The organism is Candidatus Lernaella stagnicola, from assembly GCA_030765525.1.
GTDB lineage: Bacteria > Lernaellota > Lernaellaia > Lernaellales > Lernaellaceae > Lernaella > Lernaella stagnicola.
Window position 1 is genome coordinate 26,724 of the sequence record JAVCCK010000027.1, and the last position, 26,142, is coordinate 52,865.

General features: G+C 62.3%; 21 protein-coding genes. 9 read left to right on the forward strand and 12 right to left on the reverse strand.

Going from position 1 to position 26,142, the window contains the following annotated elements:
• Window positions 1–36: 36 nt before the first annotated feature.
• Complete coding sequence (locus P9L99_11920; protein MDP8224058.1) at window positions 37–1,476, reverse strand: SEL1-like repeat protein; 1,440 nt, start codon at window positions 1,474–1,476, stop codon at window positions 37–39.
• A gap of 230 nt (window positions 1,477–1,706) precedes the next feature.
• On the opposite strand from P9L99_11920, the gene P9L99_11925 reads away from it, so the two are divergent.
• Together P9L99_11925 and P9L99_11930 are read left to right on the forward strand one after the other, a co-directional pair.
• Complete coding sequence (locus P9L99_11925) at window positions 1,707–2,375, forward strand: hypothetical protein (GenBank protein ID MDP8224059.1); 669 nt, start codon at window positions 1,707–1,709, stop codon at window positions 2,373–2,375.
• A gap of 35 nt (window positions 2,376–2,410) precedes the next feature.
• Window positions 2,411–3,193: a diacylglycerol kinase family protein gene (locus tag P9L99_11930; GenBank protein ID MDP8224060.1), complete on the forward strand. Its 783-nt coding sequence runs from the start codon at window positions 2,411–2,413 to the stop codon at window positions 3,191–3,193.
• Here the strand turns inward: P9L99_11930 and P9L99_11935 are convergent.
• The 5 genes from P9L99_11935 to P9L99_11955 are packed head-to-tail and all read right to left on the reverse strand — an operon-like array spanning window position 3,190 to window position 8,760.
• Window positions 3,190–4,314 (reverse strand): NAD(P)/FAD-dependent oxidoreductase, encoded by a 1,125-nt coding sequence (locus tag P9L99_11935; protein ID MDP8224061.1) that lies wholly within the window; start codon window positions 4,312–4,314, stop codon window positions 3,190–3,192. The genes P9L99_11930 and P9L99_11935 overlap by 4 nt on opposite strands.
• Window positions 4,311–6,779 (reverse strand): DUF3604 domain-containing protein, encoded by a 2,469-nt coding sequence (locus P9L99_11940; GenBank protein MDP8224062.1) that lies wholly within the window; start codon window positions 6,777–6,779, stop codon window positions 4,311–4,313. Before P9L99_11940 ends, P9L99_11935 begins: the two co-directional genes overlap by 4 nt.
• Complete coding sequence (locus tag P9L99_11945; protein ID MDP8224063.1) at window positions 6,769–7,380, reverse strand: GNAT family N-acetyltransferase; 612 nt, start codon at window positions 7,378–7,380, stop codon at window positions 6,769–6,771. The genes P9L99_11940 and P9L99_11945 overlap by 11 nt, the downstream gene beginning before the upstream one ends.
• A gap of 25 nt (window positions 7,381–7,405) precedes the next feature.
• Entirely contained in the window at window positions 7,406–8,380 is a 975-nt protein-coding gene (locus P9L99_11950; GenBank protein ID MDP8224064.1) for an N-acyl homoserine lactonase family protein, read from the reverse strand.
• Complete coding sequence (locus P9L99_11955; GenBank protein MDP8224065.1) at window positions 8,350–8,760, reverse strand: hypothetical protein; 411 nt, start codon at window positions 8,758–8,760, stop codon at window positions 8,350–8,352. The genes P9L99_11950 and P9L99_11955 overlap by 31 nt, the downstream gene beginning before the upstream one ends.
• A gap of 188 nt (window positions 8,761–8,948) precedes the next feature.
• Between P9L99_11955 and rsfS the strand changes: the two genes are divergently transcribed.
• The 6 genes from rsfS (at window position 8,949) to P9L99_11985 (ending at window position 15,889) form a co-directional block, all read left to right on the forward strand.
• The gene (gene rsfS / locus P9L99_11960) at window positions 8,949–9,308 is read left to right on the forward strand and encodes a ribosome silencing factor (GenBank protein MDP8224066.1); all 360 of its coding nucleotides are present in this window, start codon (window positions 8,949–8,951) and stop codon (window positions 9,306–9,308) included.
• Between the two features lie 106 nt (window positions 9,309–9,414).
• Entirely contained in the window at window positions 9,415–10,725 is a 1,311-nt protein-coding gene (locus tag P9L99_11965; GenBank protein MDP8224067.1) for a hypothetical protein, read from the forward strand.
• A gap of 10 nt (window positions 10,726–10,735) precedes the next feature.
• The gene (locus P9L99_11970) at window positions 10,736–11,488 is read left to right on the forward strand and encodes a ComF family protein (protein MDP8224068.1); all 753 of its coding nucleotides are present in this window, start codon (window positions 10,736–10,738) and stop codon (window positions 11,486–11,488) included.
• A 45-nt stretch (window positions 11,489–11,533) separates the two neighbouring features.
• Window positions 11,534–13,267: an AAA family ATPase gene (locus P9L99_11975; GenBank protein MDP8224069.1), complete on the forward strand. Its 1,734-nt coding sequence runs from the start codon at window positions 11,534–11,536 to the stop codon at window positions 13,265–13,267.
• The gene (locus tag P9L99_11980; protein ID MDP8224070.1) at window positions 13,268–14,278 is read left to right on the forward strand and encodes a glycosyltransferase family 2 protein; all 1,011 of its coding nucleotides are present in this window, start codon (window positions 13,268–13,270) and stop codon (window positions 14,276–14,278) included. It abuts the gene before it with no gap.
• Window positions 14,279–14,332: 54 nt separating this feature from the next.
• Window positions 14,333–15,889 (forward strand): DUF2079 domain-containing protein, encoded by a 1,557-nt coding sequence (locus P9L99_11985; GenBank protein MDP8224071.1) that lies wholly within the window; start codon window positions 14,333–14,335, stop codon window positions 15,887–15,889.
• Here the strand turns inward: P9L99_11985 and P9L99_11990 are convergent.
• From P9L99_11990 to P9L99_12005, 4 genes are read right to left on the reverse strand one after another with little or no spacing between them, the layout of a single operon-like run.
• Window positions 15,886–17,316, reverse strand: coding sequence for a sugar transferase (locus P9L99_11990; GenBank protein ID MDP8224072.1), 1,431 nt, complete (start codon window positions 17,314–17,316; stop codon window positions 15,886–15,888). The two genes, P9L99_11985 and P9L99_11990, sit on opposite strands and share 4 nt — an antisense overlap.
• A gap of 8 nt (window positions 17,317–17,324) precedes the next feature.
• Window positions 17,325–18,185, reverse strand: coding sequence for a class I SAM-dependent methyltransferase (locus P9L99_11995; protein ID MDP8224073.1), 861 nt, complete (start codon window positions 18,183–18,185; stop codon window positions 17,325–17,327).
• Window positions 18,185–19,279 (reverse strand): glycosyltransferase family 4 protein, encoded by a 1,095-nt coding sequence (locus P9L99_12000; GenBank protein MDP8224074.1) that lies wholly within the window; start codon window positions 19,277–19,279, stop codon window positions 18,185–18,187. Before P9L99_12000 ends, P9L99_11995 begins: the two co-directional genes overlap by 1 nt.
• Window positions 19,279–20,259 (reverse strand): radical SAM protein, encoded by a 981-nt coding sequence (locus tag P9L99_12005; protein ID MDP8224075.1) that lies wholly within the window; start codon window positions 20,257–20,259, stop codon window positions 19,279–19,281. Before P9L99_12005 ends, P9L99_12000 begins: the two co-directional genes overlap by 1 nt.
• Before the next feature lie 196 nt (window positions 20,260–20,455).
• Between P9L99_12005 and hutU the strand changes: the two genes are divergently transcribed.
• Window positions 20,456–22,117: a urocanate hydratase gene (hutU, locus tag P9L99_12010; protein MDP8224076.1), complete on the forward strand. Its 1,662-nt coding sequence runs from the start codon at window positions 20,456–20,458 to the stop codon at window positions 22,115–22,117.
• Window positions 22,118–22,220: 103 nt separating this feature from the next.
• Here the strand turns inward: hutU and P9L99_12015 are convergent, their stop codons facing one another.
• Together P9L99_12015 and P9L99_12020 are read right to left on the reverse strand one after the other, a co-directional pair.
• Window positions 22,221–24,323, reverse strand: coding sequence for a hypothetical protein (locus P9L99_12015; protein MDP8224077.1), 2,103 nt, complete (start codon window positions 24,321–24,323; stop codon window positions 22,221–22,223).
• 70 nt (window positions 24,324–24,393) lie between these two features.
• Window positions 24,394–26,046: a hypothetical protein gene (locus tag P9L99_12020; protein ID MDP8224078.1), complete on the reverse strand. Its 1,653-nt coding sequence runs from the start codon at window positions 26,044–26,046 to the stop codon at window positions 24,394–24,396.
• Window positions 26,047–26,142: the final 96 nt, after the last annotated feature.

Sequence of the window (26,142 nt, forward strand, 5' to 3'; positions counted from 1 at the left end):
AACGACGCGTCATATAAGTGTCAAGAACTGTGCCGTTTACTTCTTTTTGGCAGGCTGTTTGCCGATCCTCTTGCATGAAGGTTCATGGTCCGCATCGCAGCCCTTCGTAAACAGGGCGCGCGCCCGCACCGGGTCTTGTTTGACGCCGTCGCCGTCGCGGTAGATGAGCGCAAGGGCGTAACAGCCCGAACCGTTGCCGAGGCTGCAACCTTTTTTGAGCATCTGCCGACCTTTCGCCCGGTCTTTATCGACTCCGCGGCCTTCCAACAGCAAGTACCCTTCCGAAGTGCAGCTGCCGCCGTGGTTCTTGGCGCAGGCTTTCTGCATGATGAGGTAAGCCCTCGCCTCGTCGACCGCGATGTCGAGCCCGTCGCGCAGGCAGATGCCCATGTTGTAACATCCTTGGACGGAGCCGCCTTTGCAGCCGCGTTCATAGAATTCGATGCCCTTCTTACCGTTTCGCTCAACACCTCGGCCCATGCGGTACAAGTAGCCGAGGTTCGAACACCCTGTCGCGTCGTTTTTACTGCAGGCGCGCTGGTAATAAGTGAACGCCTGTTTGTAATCGACATCGCCGCCGTAGCCTTTTTCCAGCAAGTATCCATACCCCGTGCACCCGGATCCTTTACCTTTCTTGCACGCTTTCGCGTAGTACCAGCGAGCTTTCACGTAGTCTTGTTCGGCTTCGTATCCGTTGTCGTATACCCAACCGAGGTTGTAGCACGCCTGCTTAGAGCCCAGCAGGCAACCTCGCGAGTAAGCTTTCAAACCCGCGTCGTTGTCTTTCTCGATGTGGATCCCTTTGCGCAACCGGAAGCCGACAAAGGTGCAGGATTTCGCCGAGCCCTGCTTGCATCCCTTGAGGAAAATTTTGGTCGCCGCGACTTGGTCTTTTTCCACGCCGTGGCCATTGTCGAGGGCTTTCGCGTAGTTATAGCAACCCGAAGCGTGCCCCCTGTCGCAGCTTTTCTTGAAGAATTCGGCTGCGAGCGTGAGGTCTTTGGGGACACCCTTGCCTCTTTTGTAATGCAACCCCAGGTTGTTGCATCCAATGCCGAATTCCAATCCACAGGCTTTTTCGTAATAGCTGGACGCGGCGGCTTGATCTTCGACGAGACCGTATCCTTTGTCGTACAGGAAACCCAAGTCGTTGCAGGCGCGCCATTCTCCGGCGTCGCATCCGCGGCGAAAAGCGCACGCGGCCAGCACGTCGTCTTGCTCGACGTCGCGCCCGTTGCGAAAGTCTCGACCCAACTGGAAACACTGTTTGGCGTCACCGGCCATGCATTGGTCGTAATGGACTTTGATCTTCTCGTGATCCGACAAATCCGGCCATTGAACCAAAGCGCATTCCGCGGGCATGTCCTCGCTTGACTCCGGCACAATGACCACCTCGGTACTGGAGCACGCGGTGACCAGGAAGAGCACCACAATCAACGCCAACGCCGTCCATTTCCCGCTAGTTGTCGAACTCATCGCGAAACCTCCGATTAAGTCTCCGTGTTCTCGCCGGCCACTCCCGACGCCCGCCGCGTCGTTCGAGTTCGGGCCGAACCAGATTCGTAAAACCACTTTTTATTTATGGTGACCGTATTGGCCCAACTATGTTCCGGAAATGGGTGCAAAACGCAAGTCAGTCGGCAAACTTGCATCGCTGCGGTACATCGGATACGGTAGCGCCGAATTCCCAGGCTAATGGAGAGGGCATGCAAATGCGACGGTATTTTCTTCTTTTCTGCGTATTGGTGCTCGTCGCCGCGTTTGCGGGTTGTTCGAGTTGCGGCAAAAAGAAAGAGGCGGCTTCAGCCGGGTTCACTGCCGGCCCCGCCACCGCCGACGAGTTGGTTCAAAAATACGTCGCTTCGATCGTGAAAAAAGACCCCGAACTGTTAAAGGAAACCTTGCTGACCGAAGACGATTTCGCCACGCTGCAAAAAGGCCAAGGGCGGAAATATTGGCAAGCGTATTTCATGATGACCAAGCGCGCGTTCATGGATAAAAACAAGGACCTGCTGGGCCGGCAAGTGGAACTCGCCGGCTATACCCTCGGGCGCGAAATCGCTCGGCGGGAGGGCGTGGTCGTGTACCGCGGCACCGAAATCACGCTGAAAACGACCGACGGCAAGGAATTCAAAACCGAAATCAATTTCATCATGGAAGCCGGCGGCCGCTGGAAGATCTTCGGCCTCAAGTACCTCTCCGATGGACTCAAACGCCGCGGTGTTCTGAAGAATATGGGCATCTTCGAAGGCGACCCGAAATTCAAGGGTGTCGACGGCGCCAAAGACGTCAACATCAAAATCAAGAAAGTCACCAAGCAGCCGGAAGAAGAGCAACCGGAAACCAGCGAAGACGACGCCACGCCCGGCCCCTAGCTCCGGGAGAATGAGCGCCGCTGCCGAAGGCCTTTATGCCGACCAAACTACACCCCACCCGCGCCGTTAGAGAACTTGGCCGCAGTTTTGTATTTGCCTTTGCGGGGTTGATCTACACGTTGCACTCGCAGCGGAACATGCGTTTTCACATTTTCTTCGCCATCTTCGCCATGGCGTTTTACGTCACCTTCGACGTGCCTTTTGAAGAGCGCGGGCTTCTGCTGATCGCCATTTGCCTCGTGCCCGCGTTTGAGATCATCAACACGTCCATCGAATCGATCACCGACTACGTCGCGAGCGAACGTCACGTGTTGGTCAAACATGCCAAAGACACCGCCGCCGCCGCCGTGTTGGTCATGGCGCTCTTGTCGATGGCGATGGGCGGCTACGTTCTGCTGCCGCGCTTCATCGACTACTTCAAAGAACCATCGACGGCCGAACTGACCGCAACCGGCGTTCGATTCGTGTTGGCTTGCCTGGTGTTGGGTTCGCTGCTGACGTTCTGGCTGCTGCGTTCGCTACGCTACCTGTTCAAACCGTTGCTGGCTGTCGCGTCTTTGGTCGGCGGCATCGGCTCGATGGCCCTGTGCCTCTGCGGGCGCGACCCCTCGGCGTTCGTAGCGATGATTTTTCTGGTCGTAATCGAACTCAACGCCTTTGCGCGGCTGGCGTTCGAAATGCGCATTGAAAAAGCGTGGGAGCGGAAAAACCTTCCCTTCGATACCGCCGGCTTTCGCATCATCATCCCCTACGCCATCATCGGCACGATCATCGGCGCGTACCTGGCGTACGGAGTGCTGCGGCCCTTCTGGCGCTAGACGCGCCCGGTAACGAATTCTCGAGCGATGCGCCACCCGTTTCGATACACCCGATCGCGTAGCGTCAGGTAGTCTTGCTCGCCGTGTGCCAATTCCGAGGCGATACGTCGGCAGGTGCCGCTGCGGCCCAGCGCTCGTAAGGCGGCACGAAGCATCCACCCGCGGAAAAACTTGGGTTGCAGGTGGCTGGATTTTTCCAGGTCGGGTACGAGTTCCAATCGCACGCGCCACTCGTACGTGGCCGGATCGCCGGCGAGAATCGCGTCGGCAGCCAGCGCGCCACTGGCCAGAGCGTAGGGGACGCCTTCGCCGGTCGTTACGTCGCATAGACCGGCCGCGTCGCCCACAAGAAACCAATCCTCGCCGGCAAAGCGCCGTCGCGCTGAACTCCAATCGCGCACCGCCGGGCCGGTCCAACCGAAAGGCGTCATATCATCCCAATTGAATTCCGGAAGATGCCGCACCGCGAAATCGGTCATCATCTCTTTGGCCGCTTCGGTGTTGAACGACGCCCCCGGCATGACGAGCCCGAGGCTGGCGTGATCTCGCCGGGGGAAGAACCATGCGTAGGATTGCTGCGCGGGGAAAAAGGCCGTCACGATTTCCGGCGCAAACGTACCTGGAATAAAACGTCCCAGCGCGACCGCCGTTTCTTCCTTCGGCAGTTCCAATCCGAGATGCGCCGCCAGCGGGCATTTCATCCCCCCGGCGCCGACGAGGATGTCCGCCATGTGATCGTTGACTTGCCAACCGCCGCCGCCCATGCGCGCCAATTCCCGCACCGGTTCTTCCACCAGCGCCGCGCCGGCTTTGACCGCTTCCCGGCGCAGCACGCCGTCCAAGTCGCGCCGCGAGACAACACGCAGCGGACGCTCCAATTCCACGGCAACCTCACGATCGCCCACGACCATCCGCCACGTGCCGACTTCATTCCAATCCAAGTCGACTTCCGCGAGCATCGGCACCGCGGTAAACGCCCGTTCGGTCAATCCGCCGCCGCAGGGCTTTTCCCGCTCGACGTCGCGCTCGTAAAGAAGCGTGCGAACTCCGGCGCGCGCCAAATGCCACGCGCACGTCGCCCCTGCCGGGCCACCGCCGATGATGGCGATCGTCGGGCTCATAGCACTCCTTCTTCTTCGGGGGGGCGAACCAACGCGCGCCAACGGGTGCGACGATCGCCCTCGTGAACCTGGAAAAAGGCGAGGGAGCGGACCGCGTGGCCCGATTCGTCCTTGCCGTCCCAGGTGATGGGAATCAATCCTTTTTGTCCGAGCGGCAAGTGTAGAGTACGGACGATGCGCCCGTCCAGATCCCTGATGTATACGTTCGCCGCGCTGCCACGCCGCCACGCGAAAAAGCGGAAGTTTCCGCCGACGAATTCCGCGCCCGGGTAGCGCACCAACGCGACCGGTCCGTGGCGAAATACGCCTTTCTCGTTGCGTTCTTCGATCAAGTAGTACGTGGTGAGACCGGGGGCGATCGAAAAGGGTTCGCGGTAGTTGACTTGGCCGGCGTCCAAATCGAACTCGCCGACCGGCTCGTAGCCGACGTGCCCCGGCATACCGTCGTCTCCGTGCTGTCGCAACAGCGTCAACTTCCGTGTGCCGGTGCCGGCTTTGCCGTGAATAACGATCTCGTTTACGCCCCCGACGTCGGTGGCTGCGAATTTGTCCAGTTGCAGCGTGCGGGGATCGTCCACATAGACCGGGCTCGTCCAAGCCCGGCCGCCGTCGGTCAAGTGAACAACGAGCAAATACCAACATGGTCCGAGGTGATCCGAGTCGACGGTCTCCCCCGTCGCGTCGAGCACATCTTTCAACTCCGTCGTTCGCCACACCACGCCGTTTCGCCAAATCTCAAGATGCTTGAGTTTGCCGTCGCCGATGATATTCCAGCCTAAATGCACCGGTGCGGCGGTGATCAGGCGCGATCCCATCGGTTCGCCGTTGGCTGTGAATTCGATGATGCTGCGGTGACCCGTGGTCGCATACGTGTGGCGCTGACGCATGGCTTCGATGAGATCCGTGCGGCCGCGCGTGGCCGCCCACACCGCGGTCAGCCCCGGTGGCGCACGCCCCCAAGTGGCAATTCCCGGGCGCGTGTCGTGCGAGTCACTGCCGGCAATAAGCCCGAAGCGCCGTCCGTTGTTCAGCAGTCGCACAATGCTTCCGGATGACGCGAAATTCGGTACCCGATCGGGGTCGGCGGCGGAAAAATTCGATCCATGGCCGCTGTACACTTCGTAAAGCGGAATGCGCTCGCCGTCATCCTGATCGGCTTCGTCACCCATGTCGGTGGTCGCCGAAGTATGCGGCACGAAAAAGGCGTCGGTTGTGCGCAGGGTTTCCCATAGCGCGGGCTTGAATCCGAAATCCAGACGAAAACCGGAGCCCAGGCGCTGCCAGCTCGCCGCCCGTCCCCGCCCCAGCGCCACGCGCCATAATTCGCGGGTGCCGCCCTCGCCGATCGGCGGCGTGGCGTCGCAGGTGGGGTAGTAGACGATGCCGTGCCCGCCCAGGCTGTATTCCCACGCCAGTAGCGCGGTGAACCTTGGCGTCGCGAATTTGCGGCAATGGATCTGCATGTCGGCCCACTCCCCGGGGTCGATTTGCCACTCGTGATCGGTCAGCGCGGCGAAATCCAACGCGGCCGCGCCCCGCGCCGTCTCGTAGAAAGTATCGGCCGACTGCGCGCCGTCGCTGATCGTCGAGTGGCCGTGCGGGTCACCGAACAGCAACCTCCGGGCCGGATTCTCCTCCACCCGCAACGGGTTGGAAACCACCTTGTCGTTCGGTTCGGAGGCGAACGCGGCAACGAAGCGGTACACGCCCGGTCGGTCGAGCGTCACGTTATCGATACGCCGAAAACCGGCGTCGTTAACAGGCGGAAAATCACGCCCGGCCGCCGTCTCGCCGCCGGCAATCTCCAGTTTCGGCGGCGGACCGGTCACACGCGCGGTCGGGTTGCCGAAACGGTCGAAGTGCGTGAGCGTCACGCCAAACGGTTCGCCGACCGCCATCCAGGCGGGCGCGGTAAGCCGCATCGTCGTCGCCGGGCCGGGCCCGATGTCCACCACGCCTTTGGCCGGGGCCTTCTGCAAATCGCCGTCGCCCCGGAGATCGACCAGCACGAAGGGAGCAAAATTCTTCGAGGCCGCGTGCGGAAAACGAAACGTCTTTCCTTCGCCGAGTAAGAAGCGCAATTCGGCGCCCTTGTCCCAACCGCCGGACCGCGCGTTGGCGATCAAATGGCGGGGATAGAGCGCGGTTTCCGCCACGTTCAGCGGGGTCGGTTTGCCGTCGACGTACAGCGCGCAATATCCGTCTTCTTTCGGATTCCGTATCTGCGGCAACACATTCGGCGGTCGATTGCTGTAATAGGGGTGCGGAAACAAGATACGTACCTGCGCGCCGGCGGGCATCTGCTCGGGAGCGCGATAGATGACCTCCCACTGAGTCGGCGCCCCGGCCTCCACCGGTCCCGTGGCGGAGATGAATGCGACACCGCCCGGCTGCGGCGGCGGGCTGCATGCAAATATCGTCGCCGCGAGAATCAACCAGATCAGCGGCCAGGCTTTATTTTTCAAGGCGTGCCTCCGCCACATGATCATGAGCGAGCAAGACCATCGGCTTCCCGTAGAATGTGAATTCGTGCCGCGCCGTAAATCCGAACGCCCGCAGCAAGTGCTGGGGTTGGTCGTTGTCTTTTTCGCACGTCACCCGCACCGCCGTCGCGCCGCGCACGTGCAGGGCGTAGAGCATCGCACCCAGCAAGCGCGAGGACAACTTGGAGCGCGCCAGTTCCGGCCGCACGGCGACGTACAACAGTTCGGCCTGGATGTGCGCGTGATCGACCTTGGCGAAATAGTCGTCGGTGCGCAGAAGCTGCGGCAGCAGCGTCGGACGCCGCAGCAAGCCGAGCGCCGCCCGCCACCCCAGCGCCCAACGACGGTGCGTTTTCAGCCACGCGAACAGGCCCTCGACATCGGTGGCCGCGGCCATGAAGCCGCTAACGCCGGCGTCGTCGGTGTCGACAAGCACGATTCCCTGCGGTGAGCGATCGATGCCCGCGATCAGTTCACGCAAGAAGCCGCCGCCCAACTGGGCATAGGTGGAGTTGACCAGACGCGTCGCATACAAGGACGCGACTTGCGGCAGATCGGTTTTTCGCAGCGCTCGAATGGTCACGGGTGCGCCTCTTCGACTCTGCGCCTCACATGCTCTCCGGCGCCGTCGGTAACGCCCGGAAAACTTGCGGATCGTGCGAGGGGATGATGCGGATTTCGGGCGCCGTTTCGGTCAGTTGCTTGAGACGGTGCAGAGTATCCCACTCGGCCTCGGCATCGTGCAGCCAGCCGGGCAAATGGAGTCGTTCAATATTTTCCATCGAATATGCGGCATCGCCGGCCAACAACGTCGGCCCCTTCGGGGACCGCACGAACACGCCGATATTGCCTGGGTCGTGGCCGGGGAGAGGCACCAGCACCACGGCCCCGTCACCAAACATGTCGTAGGATCCGGTGAAGGTCAGAAACGGTGGCGTGCCGGTAAAATCGATGCGCTTCATTTTCATCTCGTCCGGGAAGTCTTTTTTCCAGTAGCCCTTGGCCAAGCCGCCGCCGCGTCCGGCATCGAACACCTCGCCGCTGGAAACGAACTCGGCGTGCAGGAAGGCCCGGTTGGTGCCCGTGTGGTCAAAGTGCGCATGGGTCAGCACGACCGTGGAGATTTTCGCCGGGTCGACATCCATCGCCTGCAGCCGGGCAGGCAGGCTCCATTCCGGCGTCAACGTCAGGCGCTGGAGTTGCCCCTCGGCCAACTTGGCGACGGTTTTGCCCAGATAGAGAGACGGCTCGGTTCCCAGCGCGGGATTCATGCCGGTATCCACCAACACGTACTCGCCGCGGTGCTCGATCAGAAAAACGGGAAGCGGGATCGGGATTTCCCGGTCGGCATCGCCGCCGGCCAATTGGTGGCCTTCATTCGATCGCGCCCAGCCGGTGATGAGATACATCAGGCGATCCACCGGCGCGCCGTCGTTCGGTGCCACATAGGAAGCCGCCGCGGGTTGGGTATCCAGAGTCGCCTGGTAATAACGGTTGCCGCAGGCGGCCAGCACCGTCAGCAAAATCAGGAGGCCGACGGCCGCCGCACCGCTTAGGGATCGACGCATTCTTGTTGTACGCATTCAAACAGCTCCACGCATTCGTCATCGTTGGAAGTGTAACAATCGATCGCGCAGGTCCAGAAGTTGTATTCAAAATCCTCGCAACTGCGAATCGCGTCTTCGGCGGTCAGTTCCAGCTCATCGAAGGAGATGGCAAGGTGACAGGTTTCGTACCAGGCGTCGATGAACGGGCCGCAGTCTTCCGGATCGTAGGGCGGCACGAGCGCACCGTCGTCGTCGCCGGAATCGTCATCGGTTGCATCGTCGTCGGTTGTGTCGTCGTCCGTCGCGTCGTCGTCGGCCCCGGCGTCGTCGTTATCGTCATCGTCGTCATCCCCGCAGGCGAATACCAGGGGAATCGCCAACATCACCGCAACCAGGCACAGCAACCATTTCTCCATTATGCACCTCGCGTCGACCGACCAAGCTTCGAAGCCTAACGATAACGCTGTGGCGGCCGGTTTGGCAATGAAGGACGAATTTTTGCGTGCCTGTCCGCCGAAGCCTTCGTGTCGGTTGCAGATTGAAACCGCCCCTCCGAGTCGTTAGGATTGTCTTAGAGCAATAACCCAGGAGGAAAAAGAAAAACTTGGAATTCATCGACAAAGCCCGCCGCGTCGCCGAGCTGGCACAAGAGAAAAACGCCGAAAACGTCGTTCTGCTGCATGTTACCGAACTTTGTTCCTATACCGATGCCATCGTGATATGCCACGGTCGTTCCACGCGGCAGGTGCAGACGATCATCCAACATATTCGAACCGAAATGAAACAGGCCGGGGAGCAGCCGTTCGCATCCGAAGGTGAACTCGAAGGTATGTGGGCGCTGATCGATTTCGGCGACGTGCTCGTACACGTCTTTTTCGAGTCGATGCGGCCCTATTACGACCTGGAAGGCATCTACCCCGACGCGCCGCAGATTGACATCACGTCAACGGCGGCGCAGGTTTAGGCACGTCCAGAACGCCCGATGACGGCGCGACCAAGCCCCTCCCGAGCTGCGGTCCGCGTCGAGGGAATATGCTTCGAACACGCAGAAATCCGTGGAGAAACATGCGATGAAGTACCCGATTTCCCCCCGACTTCAATTGATCCGCGAACTCGCCCACCGTGAAGGCGGCGCCGGTAAAGTCGTACTGCTGGTGTACGACGGCCTCGGCGGCATCCCCAATAACGCGGCCGGGCAAACCGAGCTCGAAGCTGCCGAAACTCCAAACCTCGACCGCCTCGCGGCCGCCGGCAGCCTCGCGGTGCACGATCCGATCGGACCCGGCTTCACACCCGGCTCGGGAATCGCCCACTTGTCGCTGTTCGGGCATGATCCACAGGTCTACGAAATCGGCCGCGGTGTGTTGGCCAACTTCGGCGCGCGCTGCTTCGAACCTAAAGTGATGCAAGTGGGCGAAGTAGCCGCCCGCATCAATTTCTGCACCGTTGAAGAACAAGACGGCGGCTTGATCGTCCTCGACCGCCGCGCCGGACGCATCGGCGACGGCCCCGCGGCGAAACTCATCGCCCTGCTGAACGAGCGCGTCAACATCGAAGGCGTCGATTTCCGCTTCTTTCACAGCAAGGAATATCGCGGCGTGCTGCACCTGCGCGGCGAAGGGTGGTCGGGCGAACTGATCGACACCGACCCACAGGCTACGGGCGTGGCGCCGCATCAACCGGCGCCGGTTCCCGAAGCGAAAGACGACGCGGCGGCGCAAAAGACGGCGCAGGTCGTCGCGGAAATTCTGCGTCAGGCCCGGGAGGCGCTCCAGGAACTGCACCCGGCGAATTTCATCCTGACGCGCGGCTTCGACACCTACCACAAGCTGCCCGATTTCCCGGCCATCACCGGCATGAAATCGGTGGCCGTCGCGGCGTATCCGGACTACCGCGGCGTGGCCCGCTTGCTGCACATGGCCGTGGCCGAAACGGCGGAGGACGTGGTCAACCGCGAGCGTGAGCCCGGCGACAAGTTGGAGATCAGCGTCGAGTCGGAATTCGACACGATCGAGCGCGTCTGGAACGATTACGACTTCTTCTTCGTGCACATCAAAAAGACCGACAGCTACGGCGAAGACGGCAATTTCGACGCCAAGGTCAAGGTGATCGAGCAAGTCGACGCGCTCATCCCGCGCATCGAAAAACTCGGCCCGGCAGTGATCTGCGTCACCGGCGACCACTCCACGCCCACCGCCATGAAAGCGCACAGCTTCCACCCGGTGCCCGTGCTTTTCGCCGGGGAGTTGGTCATCCCCGACGACCAGGACAGCTTCGGCGAGCGGGCTTGTGCGCGGGGCGGCCACGGCCGCGTTCACGGCACCGACCTGCTGCCGCTGATGATGGCCTACGCCGGGCGGCTCAAGAAACAGGGCGCGTGAGAAAAGCGTCGTGCTCGATACGCTGCTGACCACCCGCGTGCCCTTGTGGCGGCGGCTGCGTCGCGGCGCGGTCAGGATGGTGTTCCCCGATCTTTGTCCCTGGTGCCGCCGGCCGCTGGCGCCCGGCGATTCGTTCCTGGGTTGCGCGGCGTGTTTGGAACGGATTGACCTCATTCGCGAGCCTTACTGCCACCGCTGCGGCCTGCCCGTCGAGAAGGCCGTCATGCCGTTCACCTGCTCCCGGTGCCTGGAAGACCCGCCGCATTTCGACCGCCTCCGGGGCGTGGTGGTGTACGAAGGTGTGGTGGCGACCGCGATCCAGAAACTCAAATACGAGCGAAATCTGTCGGCCGTCCACGCCCTGGCCCGCGTGCTCTACCACGTAGCCGACCTGGGCCTGCGTTGGCACCGGTACGACGCTGTGGTGCCCGTGCCGCTTTTTCCCAAGCGGTATCGGCAGCGGTGGTTCAATCAATCGATCATCCTGACCACGGCGCTGCCCAACGCCGAACACCTGGTCCTGCGGCCCGGTTGGCTGCGGCGCGTGCGCGACACGCCCCGCCAAGCCACGTTGACCCAAACGCAGCGGCGGCAAAACCTAAAGGGCGCGTTCGCCGCCAAAGCCGACATGAGCGGCTTGAAGATACTGCTCGTCGACGACGTCTCCACGACCGGCGCGACCATCGACGAATGCGCCAAAGCCTGCAAATCGGCGGGCGCGGCGATTGTCGATGCCGCTTGCGTCGCGCGGGCGACGGTGTGATACGATAATCGTTCCGAGGCGGATCACCTGCATGCGAGGCAACTGATGATCGATCCCGAATACCTGCAATCGTTACCGAAGTGGGCCGCGCGCCTGGCTCGCGAGTACGCGACGCACACGATCAGCCAGTTCATTTTGCACGGCAACGTGCGCGACCTGGCGCCCTTGCGGCTCGCGGGCAAAACCGAGTTTTTGAATCTTCGCACCTTTCTCGATCGCAGCTTGTTTGCGGGGCGCGATTTCGTGCTTCATTACGATCGCGCCGCGGGCCTGACGTTCGTCGACAACGAGACGGCCAACGACTTCGCGCGCTTCATGCAGGCCTATCAATCGGTGCACGGCAAAAGCGGCAACGTCATCCAGGTTCCGAAGGAGCCGGCGAAGCTTTTTCCGCTCATCGATCGTTATCTCCGCACACGCGTTGCCGAACGCAAAAGCCTGGCGCTCATTATCGAGTTCGCCGAATTGATCGCCCCGCATCAAGAAGGCGGGTACATTTCCGAAAGCGACCGCGCCACGATCATCTATCTGCGCAATTGGGCCGAGGACCCGTCGTTCCTGCAGGCCGACGTCACCTTCTGCCTGATTACCGAACACGTTTCGAAACTGCACCAAGACATCGTGCGCAATCCCTATTCGGCGCCAGTGGCCATCGGCCTGCCCGACTTTCAGGAACGGCGGGAACTCATCGAACATCAGACCGTCACGCGCAACTGGGACAAGTTCTCGGATATCAGCCTCGACGGCGCAGCCGAGCTGACCGGCGGGCTCTCGCACGTGCATATCCAGCAGATCATCGCCGAGGCCACGCGTCACACCGGGCGGTTGACGGTGGAGAATCTCCTGCGGCGTAAAAAGCAATTGGTCGAGGCGGAGTGTTACGGGCTGATCGAATTCGTCAAATCCGATTTCACGCTGGACATGGTCGCCGGCGCGACCGAAGCCGTCGCCGAACTGCGCACCGCCTCCCGCCTGCTGCGCGAGGGGCATCTCGACGTACTGCCGATGGGCTACCTGATCTGCGGTCCGGTCGGCACCGGCAAGACCTTCCTCGTGACCTGCTTCACCGGCGAAGTGGGCATTCCCTGCGTGCGCTTGCTCAACATTCGCAGCCAGTGGCAGGGCGTCACCGAAGCGAACCTGCAAAAGTTGTTGGGCATCTTCCGCGAAATGGGGCCGATGGGCGTGATCATCGACGAAGCCGACACCTGGATCGGCGACCGCGACGCCGAGGGTGACAGCGGCACTTCGAGCCGCATCTTCGGGACGATCGCGGCGTTCATGTCCGACACCACCCTACGCGGCCGCGTCCTGTGGTTTTTAATGACCGCGCGGCCGGACCTGTTGCCCGTCGATATCAAACGGCAGGGCCGCGCCGAAGAGCACATACCGCTCTTCCACCCGGAAACCCCCGAAGACCGGGAAGCCTTGTTCAAGGTCTTCCTCAAAAAGAACCACATCAAAACGCGGGTGCGCGGCATCGAACGTGAATACCAGGCCGCCGGTGCGCCGCACTTGTCCGGCGCCGACATCGAAGCCGTGTGCATTCGCGCCAAACGCCTAGCGGCCGCCCGCGGCGAGGAGAGCGTGTTGGCCAAGGACATCGAAACCGCGTTCCGTCAGTTCATCCCGCCGGTGTACGCGGAAGAAATCGAGTACCAAACCATCGCCGCCGTGATGGAATGCACCAATCGCGACCTGTTGCCCGAAGCCTATCGCACGAAGCCGCGTGAGGAACTGACCCGCCGCCTGCGCGAACTCAAGCGCTTCGTAAACTAAATGATGCCACCGCTGGTTTCGGTTCTGATGCCCGCGCGCGACGAGGCGCTACGCGTTGCTGACGCCCTTTCCGACCTGATGGCGCAAACGCTGACCGATGTGGAAATCCTGGTTCTCGACGACGGTTCGACCGACGACACGTCCGCCGTCGCCCGCCGTACCGCAGGAAACGACCAGCGTGTGCGCGTCATCACCCTGCCCGCTCGCGGCATCGTCGCGACGCTGAACGAAGGGCTGGCGGCTGCGCACGGCGCCTTCATTGCCCGCATGGACGCCGACGATCGCTGCGCCCCCAATCGACTGGAAGCCCAAATCGACCTGCTACATTCCCGGCCGGATCTCGCCCTCGCTTCGTGCCTGATTGCGCCGCCCGTGGGGGAAAGCTACGCAGGCGGTTATCAAGCCTACGCGAAGTGGGTCAATTCGCTGGTCACGCCCGAAGCCGTCGTGCGCGAACGTTTTATCGAATGCCCGGTCGTGCATCCCACCATGGTGACACGGCGCGATGTGTTGCGCGAACACGGCGGTTGGCGAGACGGCGATTTCCCCGAGGATTACGATTTGATCCTGCGCCTGCTGGCCGACGGCGCCGCGATGGCCAAAGTGGAATCGCCGCTCTATTTCTGGCGCGACCACGCCAACCGCGCCAGCCGCGTCGATCCTCGCTACGCGCCCGCCGCGTTCTACGCCCTGAAAGCCGAATTCCTCTCGCAGGGCCCGTTGTGCGACGCGCCGGAGATTGTGGTTTGCGGCGCCGGTCGCCTAAGTCGCAAGCATGTGCGACCGTTGCAGCGGCTCGGTCACCACGTGCGGGCGTGGCTTGATATCGACCCCAAGAAAATCGGCATCTGTCATGCGGGGGCGCCAGTTTTGCACGTCGAGCGCCTGCGCGAAGTGCGGGCGTGGCCGCTGTTGGTTTACGTCGGCACCCGCGGCGCGCGGGAGTTGATCCGCCCGCGCCTGCAGGAGGCCGGGTTTGAGGAAGGTCGGGACGCCTGGTTCTGTGCTTGACCAGCTTCGGCCCGCTTCTCTACGATGCTCACGGGGCGAACTAAGGGAGGGTTGATGGGCCGACACCGCTGGACGATAGCCGGGTTGCTGCTTGCGGTTGCGGCGTTCACTTTCGTCCTCGGCACGCTGCATGTCCATCGTTTCAACTACGACCCGCGCGACGAAGCGGTCAACAACCAAATCCTGCATAACACCGCGCACGGCCGCATCGGCTTCAACACGATCAAGGGCGACGCCTATTTTCATCGCCACTTCCGGCCGATTTTTCTCCCGCTGGCGATTCCCTACATGTTCGTGTCCGGGCCGCCGACTTACTACTTCACCAGCGCGTTTGTGTTGGCGCTCGGGGCGATTTTCGCGTTCTTGCTCGGGCGACATCTGTTCGATGATGAACGCTACGCCTTCTTGGCGGGCCTGGCGTGGCTGCTGTTCGCACCGGTGCACGAGTTAGCGCTGAATAATTTCGACCCGGAAACCATCGCCGCGACATTCTGGCTCGGCGCGTTTTATTTCTTCCAGAAGCGCGATTTGCGCTGGTTTTGGGTCCTGGCGATGCTCGGCGTTTGCTGCAAGGAAACTCATGCGCCGATCCTCGCCGCCTTCGGCGTGCTGGCGCTGATCGAACGCCGCGACTGGCGTTGGATCGCCCCGCCTATTCTCGTCGGCGCCGTTTGGTTCGTGGTGACGGTTACGTGGCTGATACCGGCCTACACGCCCGAGTTCAAGATGGTCTACAACCGCTTCGCGGGCGTGCAATCGCCCGATTTTTGGGGCGATATCACCCGCAGCGTGTTTGCCGATCCAAGCGGCTGGCTGGCTGAGATATTCCGCCCGGAAGACGGTTATTTGTTCGGCAAGCTTCTGCTCGCGACGCTCGGCCTGGCGCTGCTCGGGCCGCTTGCCCTGCTGCCGGCGGGCACGATCATCCTGCAAATCCTGTTGCACAAGGACGCGTTGCCGGTCCGGCAAACGCACATGCTCGCGGGTTTCGTGCCATTTCTGTTCGCGGCCATGTTGATCGGCATCAAGCGCGTCGCCGATTGGCTGCCGCAACGCCGCTTCGTCACCGCCGCCCTGTTGACGGCCGTCATGGCGTGGAACGTGGCCGCGGCGTTCCTGCCCGGCCCTTTCGGACCAAGCCGCACCTACGGCCGGGAAGACGGTTTGTATCCGACGACTTTGTTCTCGAGGGATTTCTATCGCCGCGATTCCGCAAAAGGTTGGCTCGTTATCGACGCCGTGCCCGACGACGCGGCGGTGATCGCCAACTCACGGCTGCTGCTGCCGCTCTCGAGCCGCGCCGTGCTGCGCGAATTCGATTCCCATGACGACCTGGAAAGCGCCCTGGCCGAAGTCGACTGGATCGCCTTGACCTTTAGCGAGCCGCGCTGCCTCACCTGCACGTTCGCGAAACTTAAGCCGCAATCGTTGCGTCATCTCGCCGAGCGCCTGCGGGCCGGGCATTTTGTGGTCGTCGTACTAACGGATCAGGAAATGCTGCTGCGGCGGCTCGGGCCGGAAGACGATGCGACCCCCGGCCAGATACATCAAGATGCCGCGCATCTATTGGAAGCTGAGGCGAGTAGGATCGAACGCGAGTCCGGCGATTAACGCGCGCCGCGGCCGAGCAGCACGACGGGGATGGTTTTCAGCATAATGATGATGTCGAGTTTAAGCGACCAGTTGTCGATGTACTTCAGGTCGAGCACCATCCACTGACTGAAATCGATTTCATTGCGCCCGGCGATCTGCCAAAAGCACGTGAGGCCGGGCTTCATCGAGAGCCGCCGCCGCTGCCAGCGCTCGTAATTCTCGACCTCCTCGGGCACGGGCGGTCGCGGGCCGACCAGGCTCATATCGCCGATCAGCACGTTGAACAGTTGCGGCAGTTCATCCAGGCTCGTGCGCCGCAGCCAACGACCCAGGTGCGTGACGCGCGGATCGTCTTTCATCTTGAACACCGGACCGCTCATCTCGTTTTGGTCGGCCAGGTCTTTTTTGAGGTCTTCGGCGTTTTCCACCATGGTGCGGAATTTGTACATCTTGAAGAGGCGTCCGTTCAGGCCGCTACGCACTTGGTGAAAGAGCACGGCGCCCGAGCCGCTCACCTTGATCGCCACGCTGATCGCCAGCATGAGCGGCGACAAAATCACGAGCGCCACAAAGGCGACCACGCGGTCCATCACGCCTTTGGCGAGCAGTTGCCCGACCTGGCTGGGAGTGGTCGAGAAGGTCAGCACGGGCGTTTCGCCCAAGGAGCGGATCGAAGTTCGCGCGATGCTCGGCCGGAACCAATCGGCCAGCACCGAGAACCGCACGCCGACTTCCTCGCAGGCGAACACCAAATCGTTGATGTCCACTTCGCTGTCGATCGACATGGCGTAGAAGACTTCGTCGACGCTCGTGGTGTTGAGCACGGCGCGCAATTCGCTCACCCGACCCAAGATGGGAACGCCCGCCGCATCGGGCTCGCCGCGGTCGCGATCAGTCAGCACGCCGACGAGCTCGTATCCCAAATCCGGGCTGACCAACAGCTTCTCGACGAAGGCCGCGGCTCGTTCGCCGGACCCCAACACGATCGTCTTGATATGGTCGTAGCCGTGTTCCCGCATCTTGCCGATCACCGCCTTGACCAGCGCCTTGAAATTGAGCAGCAGTAGGAACTTGGCGATCGCGTACGTGCCGATGAGCAAGCGCGAGATGTCCTGCACCCGCAGCACGAACAAAACCATAATCAGCAGCACGAACCCGACCACCACGGCCTTGCTCACATTCAGCAGAATGTCGAAGTAGCTGATGATGCGGTTGTGCGTGTAAAACCCGAACAAATAGAGCAGCACCAGGGTCGTGACCAGATCGATAAACAACCACCAGCCGTAATGACCCAATTCGTAGAGTTGGCGCACCTGATACGCCCCGGGCAGAAACTGCTTGACCGAATTAACCAAGGCGTAAGCGAGAAAAAAGGCGATCAACACGACCACCATGTCGGTGAATACGGAAAAACCGCTCAGCCCTGATATCCGTTCCCGGTTCATGGTACGCCTTACTTGTTAACTCTTACGGGTGCGGCCGTAGTGTAGCCACGGTCCCGGCGGGTGGCAACGGCCAGCAGAATATCTCCCAAATCAAGACTCACGCGGCGATTCTGCAGGCCCCAACGCCCGGCCGCCGCCGTCATCACCCGGCCGAGGCCGCGTTGATAGTAGCGACCGAGCCGGTCGGCAAGCAAACCGATCGTGGCGACCTTGCCCACGTTCTGCAAATGGGCGTCGGCAAAGCCGGTTTCCTCCAGACAGCGGCGCAACGTGCGCGGTTCGAAAAAATGGAAGTGATCGGCGATGAACTGCCGCCAGCGTCGCCCCAGCAGACGGCGCGACCAGGCGTCGAAATCCGGCACTTCGACAAGCAGCGCGCCCCCCGGCCGCAGCAGGTCGCCCGCGCGGGTCAACGCCGCCAGCGGGTCCTCAAAATGCTCGAGGCTGTGCACGAAAGTGACCACGTCATACGGCGGGTGCAGGTCCACCTCTTCGAACGGACCGACGACGACTTCCAGCCCTCGCTCGCGGGCCGCCGCGGCGCCGCGTTCGTCGATCTCCACGCCTTCGACAGCAAAGCCCAGCCGCTGCGCCGCCAGCATGAACGGGCCGTCGTAACACCCCACGTCGAGCAAGCGCCCACTGGTGACACCCGTATGCCGGGCCAGCACCTCCATGCGGTGCCGCGCGTTCTCAAAGTACGCTTCCGGATTGTCGGTGAAGGCGGACGGCGCCTCGGCATCCGGCGTGCCGCGCGGCGCGGAATAGACGAAGCCGCAGGCGGTGCAGCGGTGTACGTCGCCGCTACGCGTGCGGCGATACAGTCGCACTCGATGCACGGCGCGACATAGCGGGCAGCGTTCCTTCATCATCCCGCCCCGGCGAGGCGGTACTGCTCTTCGACGCGCTCGGCGATGGCGTCCCAGCCGTACCGATCCAGAACGTGACGACGCGCGCGCTCGGCCATCTCGCGTCGATCGACCGCAGCAAGCAAGTCCGTCAACTGCGCCGCTAGCGCGGCCGTGTCACCCGGCGCGAAATACCAGCACAGCTCGCCCGGCTCGCCACCGACTTCGCGGCACGCTTCGATATCGCTGGCCAGCGCCGGCAGACCGTAGCTCCACGCTTCGAGCAAGGCCACGGGCATGCCTTCGTGGTCGGAGGGCAGCACGAAAGCCGCGGCGTTGCTGAACAGTTCGGCGAGGGTGTCGCCGTCTTGGTAGCCCACCAGAAGCGTCCGCGCATCCTTGGCCTTCTCGAGATCTTCGACGTAGCGATCCGTGTGGCTGGTCCCCCCGGCGATCACCAGCCGGAGGTCGCCCGGCACGTTGCGGTAGGCTTTCACGAGGTGATGCACGCCTTTTTCCGGGCTGACGCGCCCCGCAAATAGCACGTAGTCGCCACCCTGCAGGTTCCATTTTTCGCGGATCAACCGCGGGGGCAATGCCATGGCCGCCCCGACGCCGTTGGGAATGTGCACGACCTTATCTAAACGGTGCCGCGCGGCGATGGCGGCGCTGACGCAGATTACGCGGTGCCCGGCCGCCACGGCGACGGCTTCGCTTTGCCGCAACGCCCACTTGGCGAAACGGCCCCACTTGTCCCGCCGGAAATCGAGGCTGTGCAAGGTGACCACCACGCGCCGCCCGAGCAGGCGCGCAATCGGCGCGAAAGCCGCCGGGCCCATGCCGTGGAAGTGCACGATGTCGAAGTTGGAAAGCCCCGCGTGCCAAGCGCCCAGAAAGGTGTGCACCGTGGCGTCCAGGTGCTTGCTGTGAATCGTGGGCAGTAGTCGCGTTTGGACGCCGTCGCAAACAATCGGCTCCGGCGTATAGAACGGCCGCACGTAAGCGACAACCTCGTGTCCCCGCTTGACCAACTCCGCCCCCAGGCGTTCCACATGCCGTTCGACGCCGCCGAAGGTGCCCGGCAAGCCCTTGAGGCCGAGCATCGCCACGCGCATCAGTACAACCTCACCAGCGCGCGCAGTCGGTCCCAGCCGACGCGGGCGGCGACGGCGGTCAAATCGCGGCGCATCATCGGCGCGACGGTGCAGGTCATCCAGCAGTTTTCGCGGCAGGATCGCACGCGCTCCAGCACGTCGTCGTTGCGGGCCAGCAGGCGGTCGTAGCCTTCCTCCAGGTGTCCCATCGGCCAATCCTTGACGTGGCAGGGGTAAACCATGCCGTAGGGATCCAGGAAGAAAAACGCCGTGCCGCCTTCGCACATGATGGGGCGCGGGCGGCCCTCGATCATGTCGCGCAGCCCGGCGGTGAACGCGGCGCGAAACCAATCTTTCGGACGCAGCGAGGCCAGTTGCCGCCGCCGCAATTGCTCGTAGGCCGCCGCCGCCTTGTCTCGATCGGGCGCGACGTCGTTCTGCTCGCCGAAAAAGATCGGCGAACTGTGCACCACCGTGCTGGTGAACTGCAGCCCCTCGCCGGCAGCGCGATCGTACAGCGGCAGCATCTGGTCTTCGTTGCCGTTGACCATCGTGAAACCGATGCCCAGGTCCCGCACGCCGCCCTTGCGAAGCGCCGCCAGGCTCGCCCACGCCTTGTCGTAAGCTCCCTCGACGCCGCGCACGCGGTCGTGTGTCTCGCGGTCGCCGTCGATGCTGATGCGCACGCCCAGATGCGGTGACAGTTCACGGAGCCGGGGCGCGAGCCGCGTGATGCGGTCGACCAGCAAGCCGTTGCTGCTGATGATGATGCGGGCGCGTGGCGCGCGTTCGAGCATGACCGCGACGATCGTGTCCAGGTCGTTGCGTAAGAAGGGCTCGCCGCCCGTGAGGTTGATTTCGCGCAGGCTCGTCGGCAGGTGGTAGTAGAGGCTTGGCTCCACTTCGTCGATGTGATCTTTGCGCCAAATATCGCACATGCTGCAACGGGCGTTGCAGCGATACGTGACGGCGACGATGGCCTGGCGGGGACCGGTTTTCATGGGCGGTATCGTACAACAAAAGTGACGTACCGCAAGAAAGAGACTACTTTGACCCGAAGTGGCCCGCGCAATAGGTTTCGTTGATTAGAAACTCAAGGCATACATACGAAAGCCGCCCAGAGATAACGAAGCTGTGTTGACCCGGCGCGCCGGGGGTCTAGAATATTCGCGTCCCCGTTTCCGAAAGGAGCCTGCCATGTCCCGCATCGTCGATCCCAAACCCGGAATCCCCGCCCCCACCGGCAACGAACTGCATTGCAAAGGCTGGCTGCAGGAAGCCGCGCTGCGCATGCTGATGAACAACCTGGACGCCGCGGTCGCCGAAGACCCCGATCATCTGATTGTCTACGGTGGCAGCGGCAAAGCGGCGCGCAACATACCGGCGTACCACGCGATCGTGCGCGCGCTGCAAGACCTGGAAGACGACGAAACGCTCCTGGTGCAAAGCGGCAAGGCCGTCGGCATCCTGCGCACGCATCCGGACGCGCCGCGGGTGCTGATCGCCAACAGCAACCTGGTCGGCAAATGGGCCACCTGGGAGCACTTCCACGAACTCGAGGAGCGCGGGCTGATCATGTACGGCCAGATGACCGCCGGCTCGTGGATTTACATCGGCACGCAGGGCATCGTGCAAGGCACCTACGAAACCTTCATGGCGGCGGCCAAGCAGCATTTCGGCGGCAGCCTCGCCGGGCGCTTGCTGGTCAGCGCCGGATTGGGCGGCATGGGCGGAGCGCAGCCGCTGGCCGCGTCGATGGCGGGCGCTACTTCCCTATTCGCGGAGGTTGATCCGGCCCACATCCAAAAGCGTCTCGACACGCGCTATCTCGACACCTGGGCACCCAACCTCGACGCGGCGCTGGACCAAGTCGCCGCCGCCAAGCAGGAACATCGCGCGATATCGGTCGGCGTGGAGATGAACGCGGCGGATCTGCTGGAAGAACTCATCGCGCGTAATATCGACGTGGATATCCTTACCGATCAAACCAGCTCGCACGATATGCGCAACGCCTATGTGCCCGGCGGCATGAGCCTCGCCGACGCGCTGGCCCTGCGCGATGCCGACCCGGCCGCCTACGAACGCGCCGCCCGCCAAACGTGCGCCCGCCACGTGCGCGCCATGCTCACGCTGATGGACCGCGGCGCGATCACCTTCGATTACGGCAACAACATCCGCACCGTCGCCTTCGACGAGGGCGTCGAGAACGCCTACGCCTTCCCGGGCTTCGTACCGGCGTATGTCCGTCCGCTTTTTTGTGAGGGCAAGGGGCCGTTTCGCTGGGCCGCGCTTTCGGGCGACCCGGCGGATATCTACGCGACCGACGAAGCGCTCATGGAACTGTTTCCCGACGACGCCATGCTGGCCAACTGGCTGCAACTGGCTCGGGAGCGCGTGCCGTTCCAGGGCCTGCCGTGCCGCATTTGTTGGCTGGGCTACGGCGATCGGGCGAAGGCCGGGCTGAAATTCAACGAGATGGTGCGCACGGGCCGGGTCAAAGCGCCGATCGTCATCGGGCGCGACCACCTGGATTGCGGCAGCGTCGCCAGCCCCTTCCGGGAGACCGAGGGCATGAAAGACGGGTCCGACGCCGTGGCTGACTGGCCGCTACTCAACGCCATGGCCAACGCAAGCAACGGCGCGACGTGGGTCAGTTTTCATCACGGTGGCGGCGTAGGCATCGGCTACAGCCTGCACGCGGGGATGGTGATTGTCTGCGACGGCAGCGAAGCGGCCGACCGCCGCCTGGCCCGCGTGCTCGAGGGCGATCCCGGCACAGGTGTTATGCGTCATGTCGACGCCGGCTACGAATTGGCCGAGCGTGTCGCGCGCGATAAAGGCGTCAAAATCCCCCGCTGAGCGGCGCTAGAGAAACGGATTGACGATCTTGACGCTTGCCATTTTCCGGCCGTGCTGCAAGTCCTCCGTCCACAAAACCTTCGCGCCCAGCGCCCGCGCCGCTTTACGGCGTGAACGTGAAGCGCCAAAGGCCGTGCGACTCGAGCGCGTAAACCTGCACGCGGCCGTCATCGTCGATGACGAGTTGCGGATTGTGCTTTCCCTGCGTCAACGTGGCGAGGCGGAAACGGCGCGGCGTGTCCGTGGCGTTGGTCGCGTACCAGAGTTCGCGGTTCACCGTGTAGACCAGATGCAACGCGCCGTCGCCGGAAAAAGTGGCAAACGGGGCTTCACAGTTCCTCGATTCAACTTCCGTCAGCCACCATGCCTCGTTGCGACGCTCAGCTTCATACAGCGCCTCATTCGTCTTCATCAGCAGGTGCGGAGTCCCTTCGCCGTCCACCGCTAACTCCAGCGAGTCAGCGTGGTCGAGTCCTTCCGGCCGCACCGTTTCGTCGACGAAACCGTTGGCCGCGCCCACGTAATGGAACACCCGCGAGCATTCGATGTAGGCAATGTGCCAAGAACCCGACCCATCAACCCGAAAACGGAGGCCATCGTAAACATCACCGAATCCTTCGGCCAGCGTCACGAGGCTTTGGTCAAGCCAACCGGACCCGTCCTGGGCCATCGTGATGACTTCGTGCGTGTCGTAATTGTATAGACCGAGCACGGGCTGGTCATCGGGGCCGACTGCCAGGGCGCGATAGACGCCGTCTGCGACCATGGGCGGTTGCTGCACGGAATCGTGCCATCCGTCGCCGTCGCGAACCCGATAAGTTTGCCACACGTGCAAGTACGCGGTCCCGTCGGAACCGACGGCGAGCATCGGCATATGGTCCCACTCGCTGCCCGCCAGAAGTTCGGGAACCCAACCCGATGTGTCGGTCGTGTAGGCCAGATCAAAACCACCACCGCCTTGCTGCGAGCAAACGACGTGCGTGGTTCCGTCTTCACTCAATACGACGTTTGGATTTCCCGCCTCACCAAAACCGTCGACAAAAACGGCGGCGTCAATCACAGCGTTTTCCCAACTCGCGTCCGTTTTTCTCGCAAAACGCAAATCACTCAACGTGACGTAGACGATCGTCGGCGCGCCCGGCGCGATCGCCGTGTGCTGCACGTCGCCGATTTCCGGGCTGACCGACCACAGGTCCCACGTACCGTCGTATCTCCCGTAAACGAGACAATCGGTCCGAGCATCTCGGCCGCCAAACAGCAGGTCGCCTGACTCGTCTACCGCGAGCGAAACACCCCGTGAATCGATTCCCTCCAGTTTCGCGCTGTTCCATTCGCCGCCGCGGTCGGTCACGTGGTCGGCTATGTAATCACCGCCGACAAAATGCGCCGCGCCGTCCGGCGTCCAGGCAAGGGCGGCTTCGAAGCCATAATCGAAAATGCCGAGGTCCGTGCTGGACGAAACCCAATTCACCCCGTTGTGTGTGAGCGAATAGAGACGATACGTGCTGTATTCGCCGAGAGGCTCGCCTTCGGCCAGCGCGAGAACCTGCTCCCGGCCCTCGTCATTTATCCGCATCGCCACGTGCGCAACGTCCCCGGCGACGTCGTCGATCTCTTCGCTTTGCCATTGCTCGCCGTCGAAACGAAGCACCGTGAGTCCGTCGTCCGAATGAATCCCCGAGCGCGCAATGTGCGGATAGCCCTGCGCATCCACGGTGAACGCGGCGGGCGGCGGATACCCCGCGCCGCTCGCCGTTTCCCGAATCTGCCACGCCTCACCCTGCCACGACGCCACGATGATGCGGGTCGCATCGGGCGAGAAGAACATGACGTGCGGCTGATCCGACCCATCCAGCGCGAGGTGCGGAAACCAACCGCGCTCGGGCACGACGAGTTCGGAGACAGTCTTGTCGGGGTCAATGCGAAATACGACGATCTGACTGGAGCGCTGCGCCACGACAAAAACCGATCCATCGGCGGCGGTCGCGGCCTCTACGCCTTCCCAACCGGTTGCGCCCCCGGCGATCAGTTCGGCGGTCAGGTCATCGGGCGTATCGCTTTTCATGTATTCGATGCCGGTTTGAACGACGTCTGCGGCCGGGTAGTCGTCATCGTCAGCCTGCCCAGAGTCATTGTCACAAGCGAAGAAAACGAAAACGGTACAAAGGAGAATAAAGGCAAAAAACAGGCGAGCCTTACAGTCCATAACATGAACCTCTGATGTTTTTGCCCCCGCGCGAAGCATAGTACCCCGCCGTCGCTTCTGCAAATTGGAATCAGTAAGCGAACACGCTGCCGCCGATGAACTCGCGCAGCAGGCTGGTGCCGGGCACTTCCTCGGGCAGGATGGGAATGAACATTCGCAGGAAGTTGAGCAGGCGGTGGGCTTCCAGATACGCGTCGGACTCCCGCGGCACTTCCTGCAGGAAGCGTTGAGCGTAGACGCTAAGCACGGCCTGTTCGTAAATCAACGCGGAATTGAACAGCACGTCGGCGTCTTCCTGGAAGGGAAAGATCCACCGCGCTTCGCCCGCGCGCACACTGTCCCACAAGTGGATCGTGTCCCGCGCCTTGTAGCCGCGAAAGAGGCGGTCGCGCACGATACGGCGCATCAGCCGCGTGTCGGCGGTGAATATCCGGTTGTGCTCGTCGATGTTCAGTTGCGTCAGGGCCGAGACGAACATCTTGAATTTCGCTTCCGGCGCGATGTGCTCCGACAGCCGCGGGTTGAGGGCGTGAATTCCCTCGACGACCAACACTTGATCGGACCCAACCTGCAACGGCAGGACTTTGTCGGCCCGGCGACCGTGCCGCTGAAAATTATAGATCGGCGTGTCGACTCTCTCGCCTTGGATCAGGCGCTGCAAGTGGTCGTCAAGCAACGCCAGGTCGAGAGCTTCAAGGTGCTCGAAATCCGGCCTGCCGTTCGGCTGACGCGGGTTCTGGTCGGGCGGCAGGTAATAGTTATCGAGACTCAGCGTGATGGGCTCGATGCCGTTGACGCGCAGTTGAATATCCAGGCGCTTGGACGTCGTGGTTTTTCCCGATGAGCTGGGCCCCGAGATCAGAATCAGGCGTACACCCGGCCGCCGCGACTTGATCATATCGGCGAGGCGGACGATTTTCTTCTCGTGCAATCCCTCGGCCAGGCGGATCAGGTGCCCGCCTCGACCCTTGATCAGCGCGCGGTTGAGTTGCGACACGTTGCGCACGCCGATCAGTTCGTTCCACTCCGCCGCTTCGCGAAAAGCCCCAAACAGTTTCGGCTGCGGTCGCATGCGCTTGACCGGCCGACCCCGGCGGTCCGGGAACCGTAGGACCATGCCGCCCTCGTAGGGGACGAGCGAAAAATGGTGGAGCACGCCGGTGCGGGTCGCCAGCGGGCCGTAGGGCAGCGAGAAGCGCCCGTCGATCTTGGCCATGAGCACTTCGTTATTCTGCTCCATGCGCAAGATGTCGGCCTTGCTGTGCAGCCCGAGCCCTTCGTAGTGGCGAATCGCCTCATCAACGGGGATGAACATGAACTTGATCGGGATATCCAAATCGCGCAGGCGGACCATTTCCGCTTCGATTTCTTTCACGAGTTCCGGCGTTAGTTCCTGGCCACGGAGTTCGAAGTAGTAACCGTTGGCAATCGATTGCCCCACCTCGACGTGGGTGCCGGGACATAGCCGTTCGCAGGCGCGGGAAAGCACGAGTACGGCCGTGCGGCGGTAAATATCGGCACCGATTTTGCTGGTCGCATCTACGGTGTCCACAACGCTGTCGCCGCGCAGCCGGTGACCGAGGCCCGATTGGCGGTTGTCGATCACCGCACCCAACGCCGGGTGCTCTCCCGGATGGGGCTGTTGGGCCAGCAACTCGGTGACACTCGTACCGATGGGCGCCACGACCCGTTGACCGTTCAGCAAAACGTTAATTTCGCGCATGGTATATTCCCGGCGTTAATTGGCGGTTAGACTTCGTCGCAATATAATAACAGAAAACGCGTATTTTCATTTGCGAACTTCCTATTATAATTCCCT

Bases quoted from the DNA above. Each gene is read 5' to 3' on its own strand.
- P9L99_11920 (MDP8224058.1), bottom strand. From the start codon at position 1,476: ATGAGTTCGACAACTAGCGGGAAATGGACGGCGTTGGCGTTGATTGTG.
- P9L99_11925 (MDP8224059.1), top strand. From the start codon at position 1,707: ATGCAAATGCGACGGTATTTTCTTCTTTTCTGCGTATTGGTGCTCGTC.
- P9L99_11930 (MDP8224060.1), top strand. From the start codon at position 2,411: ATGCCGACCAAACTACACCCCACCCGCGCCGTTAGAGAACTTGGCCGC.
- P9L99_11935 (MDP8224061.1), bottom strand. From the start codon at position 4,314: ATGAGCCCGACGATCGCCATCATCGGCGGTGGCCCGGCAGGGGCGACG.
- P9L99_11950 (MDP8224064.1), bottom strand. From the start codon at position 8,380: ATGCGTACAACAAGAATGCGTCGATCCCTAAGCGGTGCGGCGGCCGTC.
- P9L99_11955 (MDP8224065.1), bottom strand. From the start codon at position 8,760: ATGGAGAAATGGTTGCTGTGCCTGGTTGCGGTGATGTTGGCGATTCCC.
- P9L99_11965 (MDP8224067.1), top strand. From the start codon at position 9,415: ATGAAGTACCCGATTTCCCCCCGACTTCAATTGATCCGCGAACTCGCC.
- P9L99_11975 (MDP8224069.1), top strand. From the start codon at position 11,534: ATGATCGATCCCGAATACCTGCAATCGTTACCGAAGTGGGCCGCGCGC.
- P9L99_11980 (MDP8224070.1), top strand. From the start codon at position 13,268: ATGATGCCACCGCTGGTTTCGGTTCTGATGCCCGCGCGCGACGAGGCG.
- P9L99_11985 (MDP8224071.1), top strand. From the start codon at position 14,333: ATGGGCCGACACCGCTGGACGATAGCCGGGTTGCTGCTTGCGGTTGCG.
- P9L99_11990 (MDP8224072.1), bottom strand. From the start codon at position 17,316: ATGAACCGGGAACGGATATCAGGGCTGAGCGGTTTTTCCGTATTCACC.
- P9L99_11995 (MDP8224073.1), bottom strand. From the start codon at position 18,185: ATGAAGGAACGCTGCCCGCTATGTCGCGCCGTGCATCGAGTGCGACTG.
- P9L99_12000 (MDP8224074.1), bottom strand. From the start codon at position 19,279: ATGCGCGTGGCGATGCTCGGCCTCAAGGGCTTGCCGGGCACCTTCGGC.
- P9L99_12005 (MDP8224075.1), bottom strand. From the start codon at position 20,259: ATGAAAACCGGTCCCCGCCAGGCCATCGTCGCCGTCACGTATCGCTGC.
- hutU (MDP8224076.1), top strand. From the start codon at position 20,456: ATGTCCCGCATCGTCGATCCCAAACCCGGAATCCCCGCCCCCACCGGC.
- P9L99_12015 (MDP8224077.1), bottom strand. From the start codon at position 24,323: ATGGACTGTAAGGCTCGCCTGTTTTTTGCCTTTATTCTCCTTTGTACC.
- P9L99_12020 (MDP8224078.1), bottom strand. From the start codon at position 26,046: ATGCGCGAAATTAACGTTTTGCTGAACGGTCAACGGGTCGTGGCGCCC.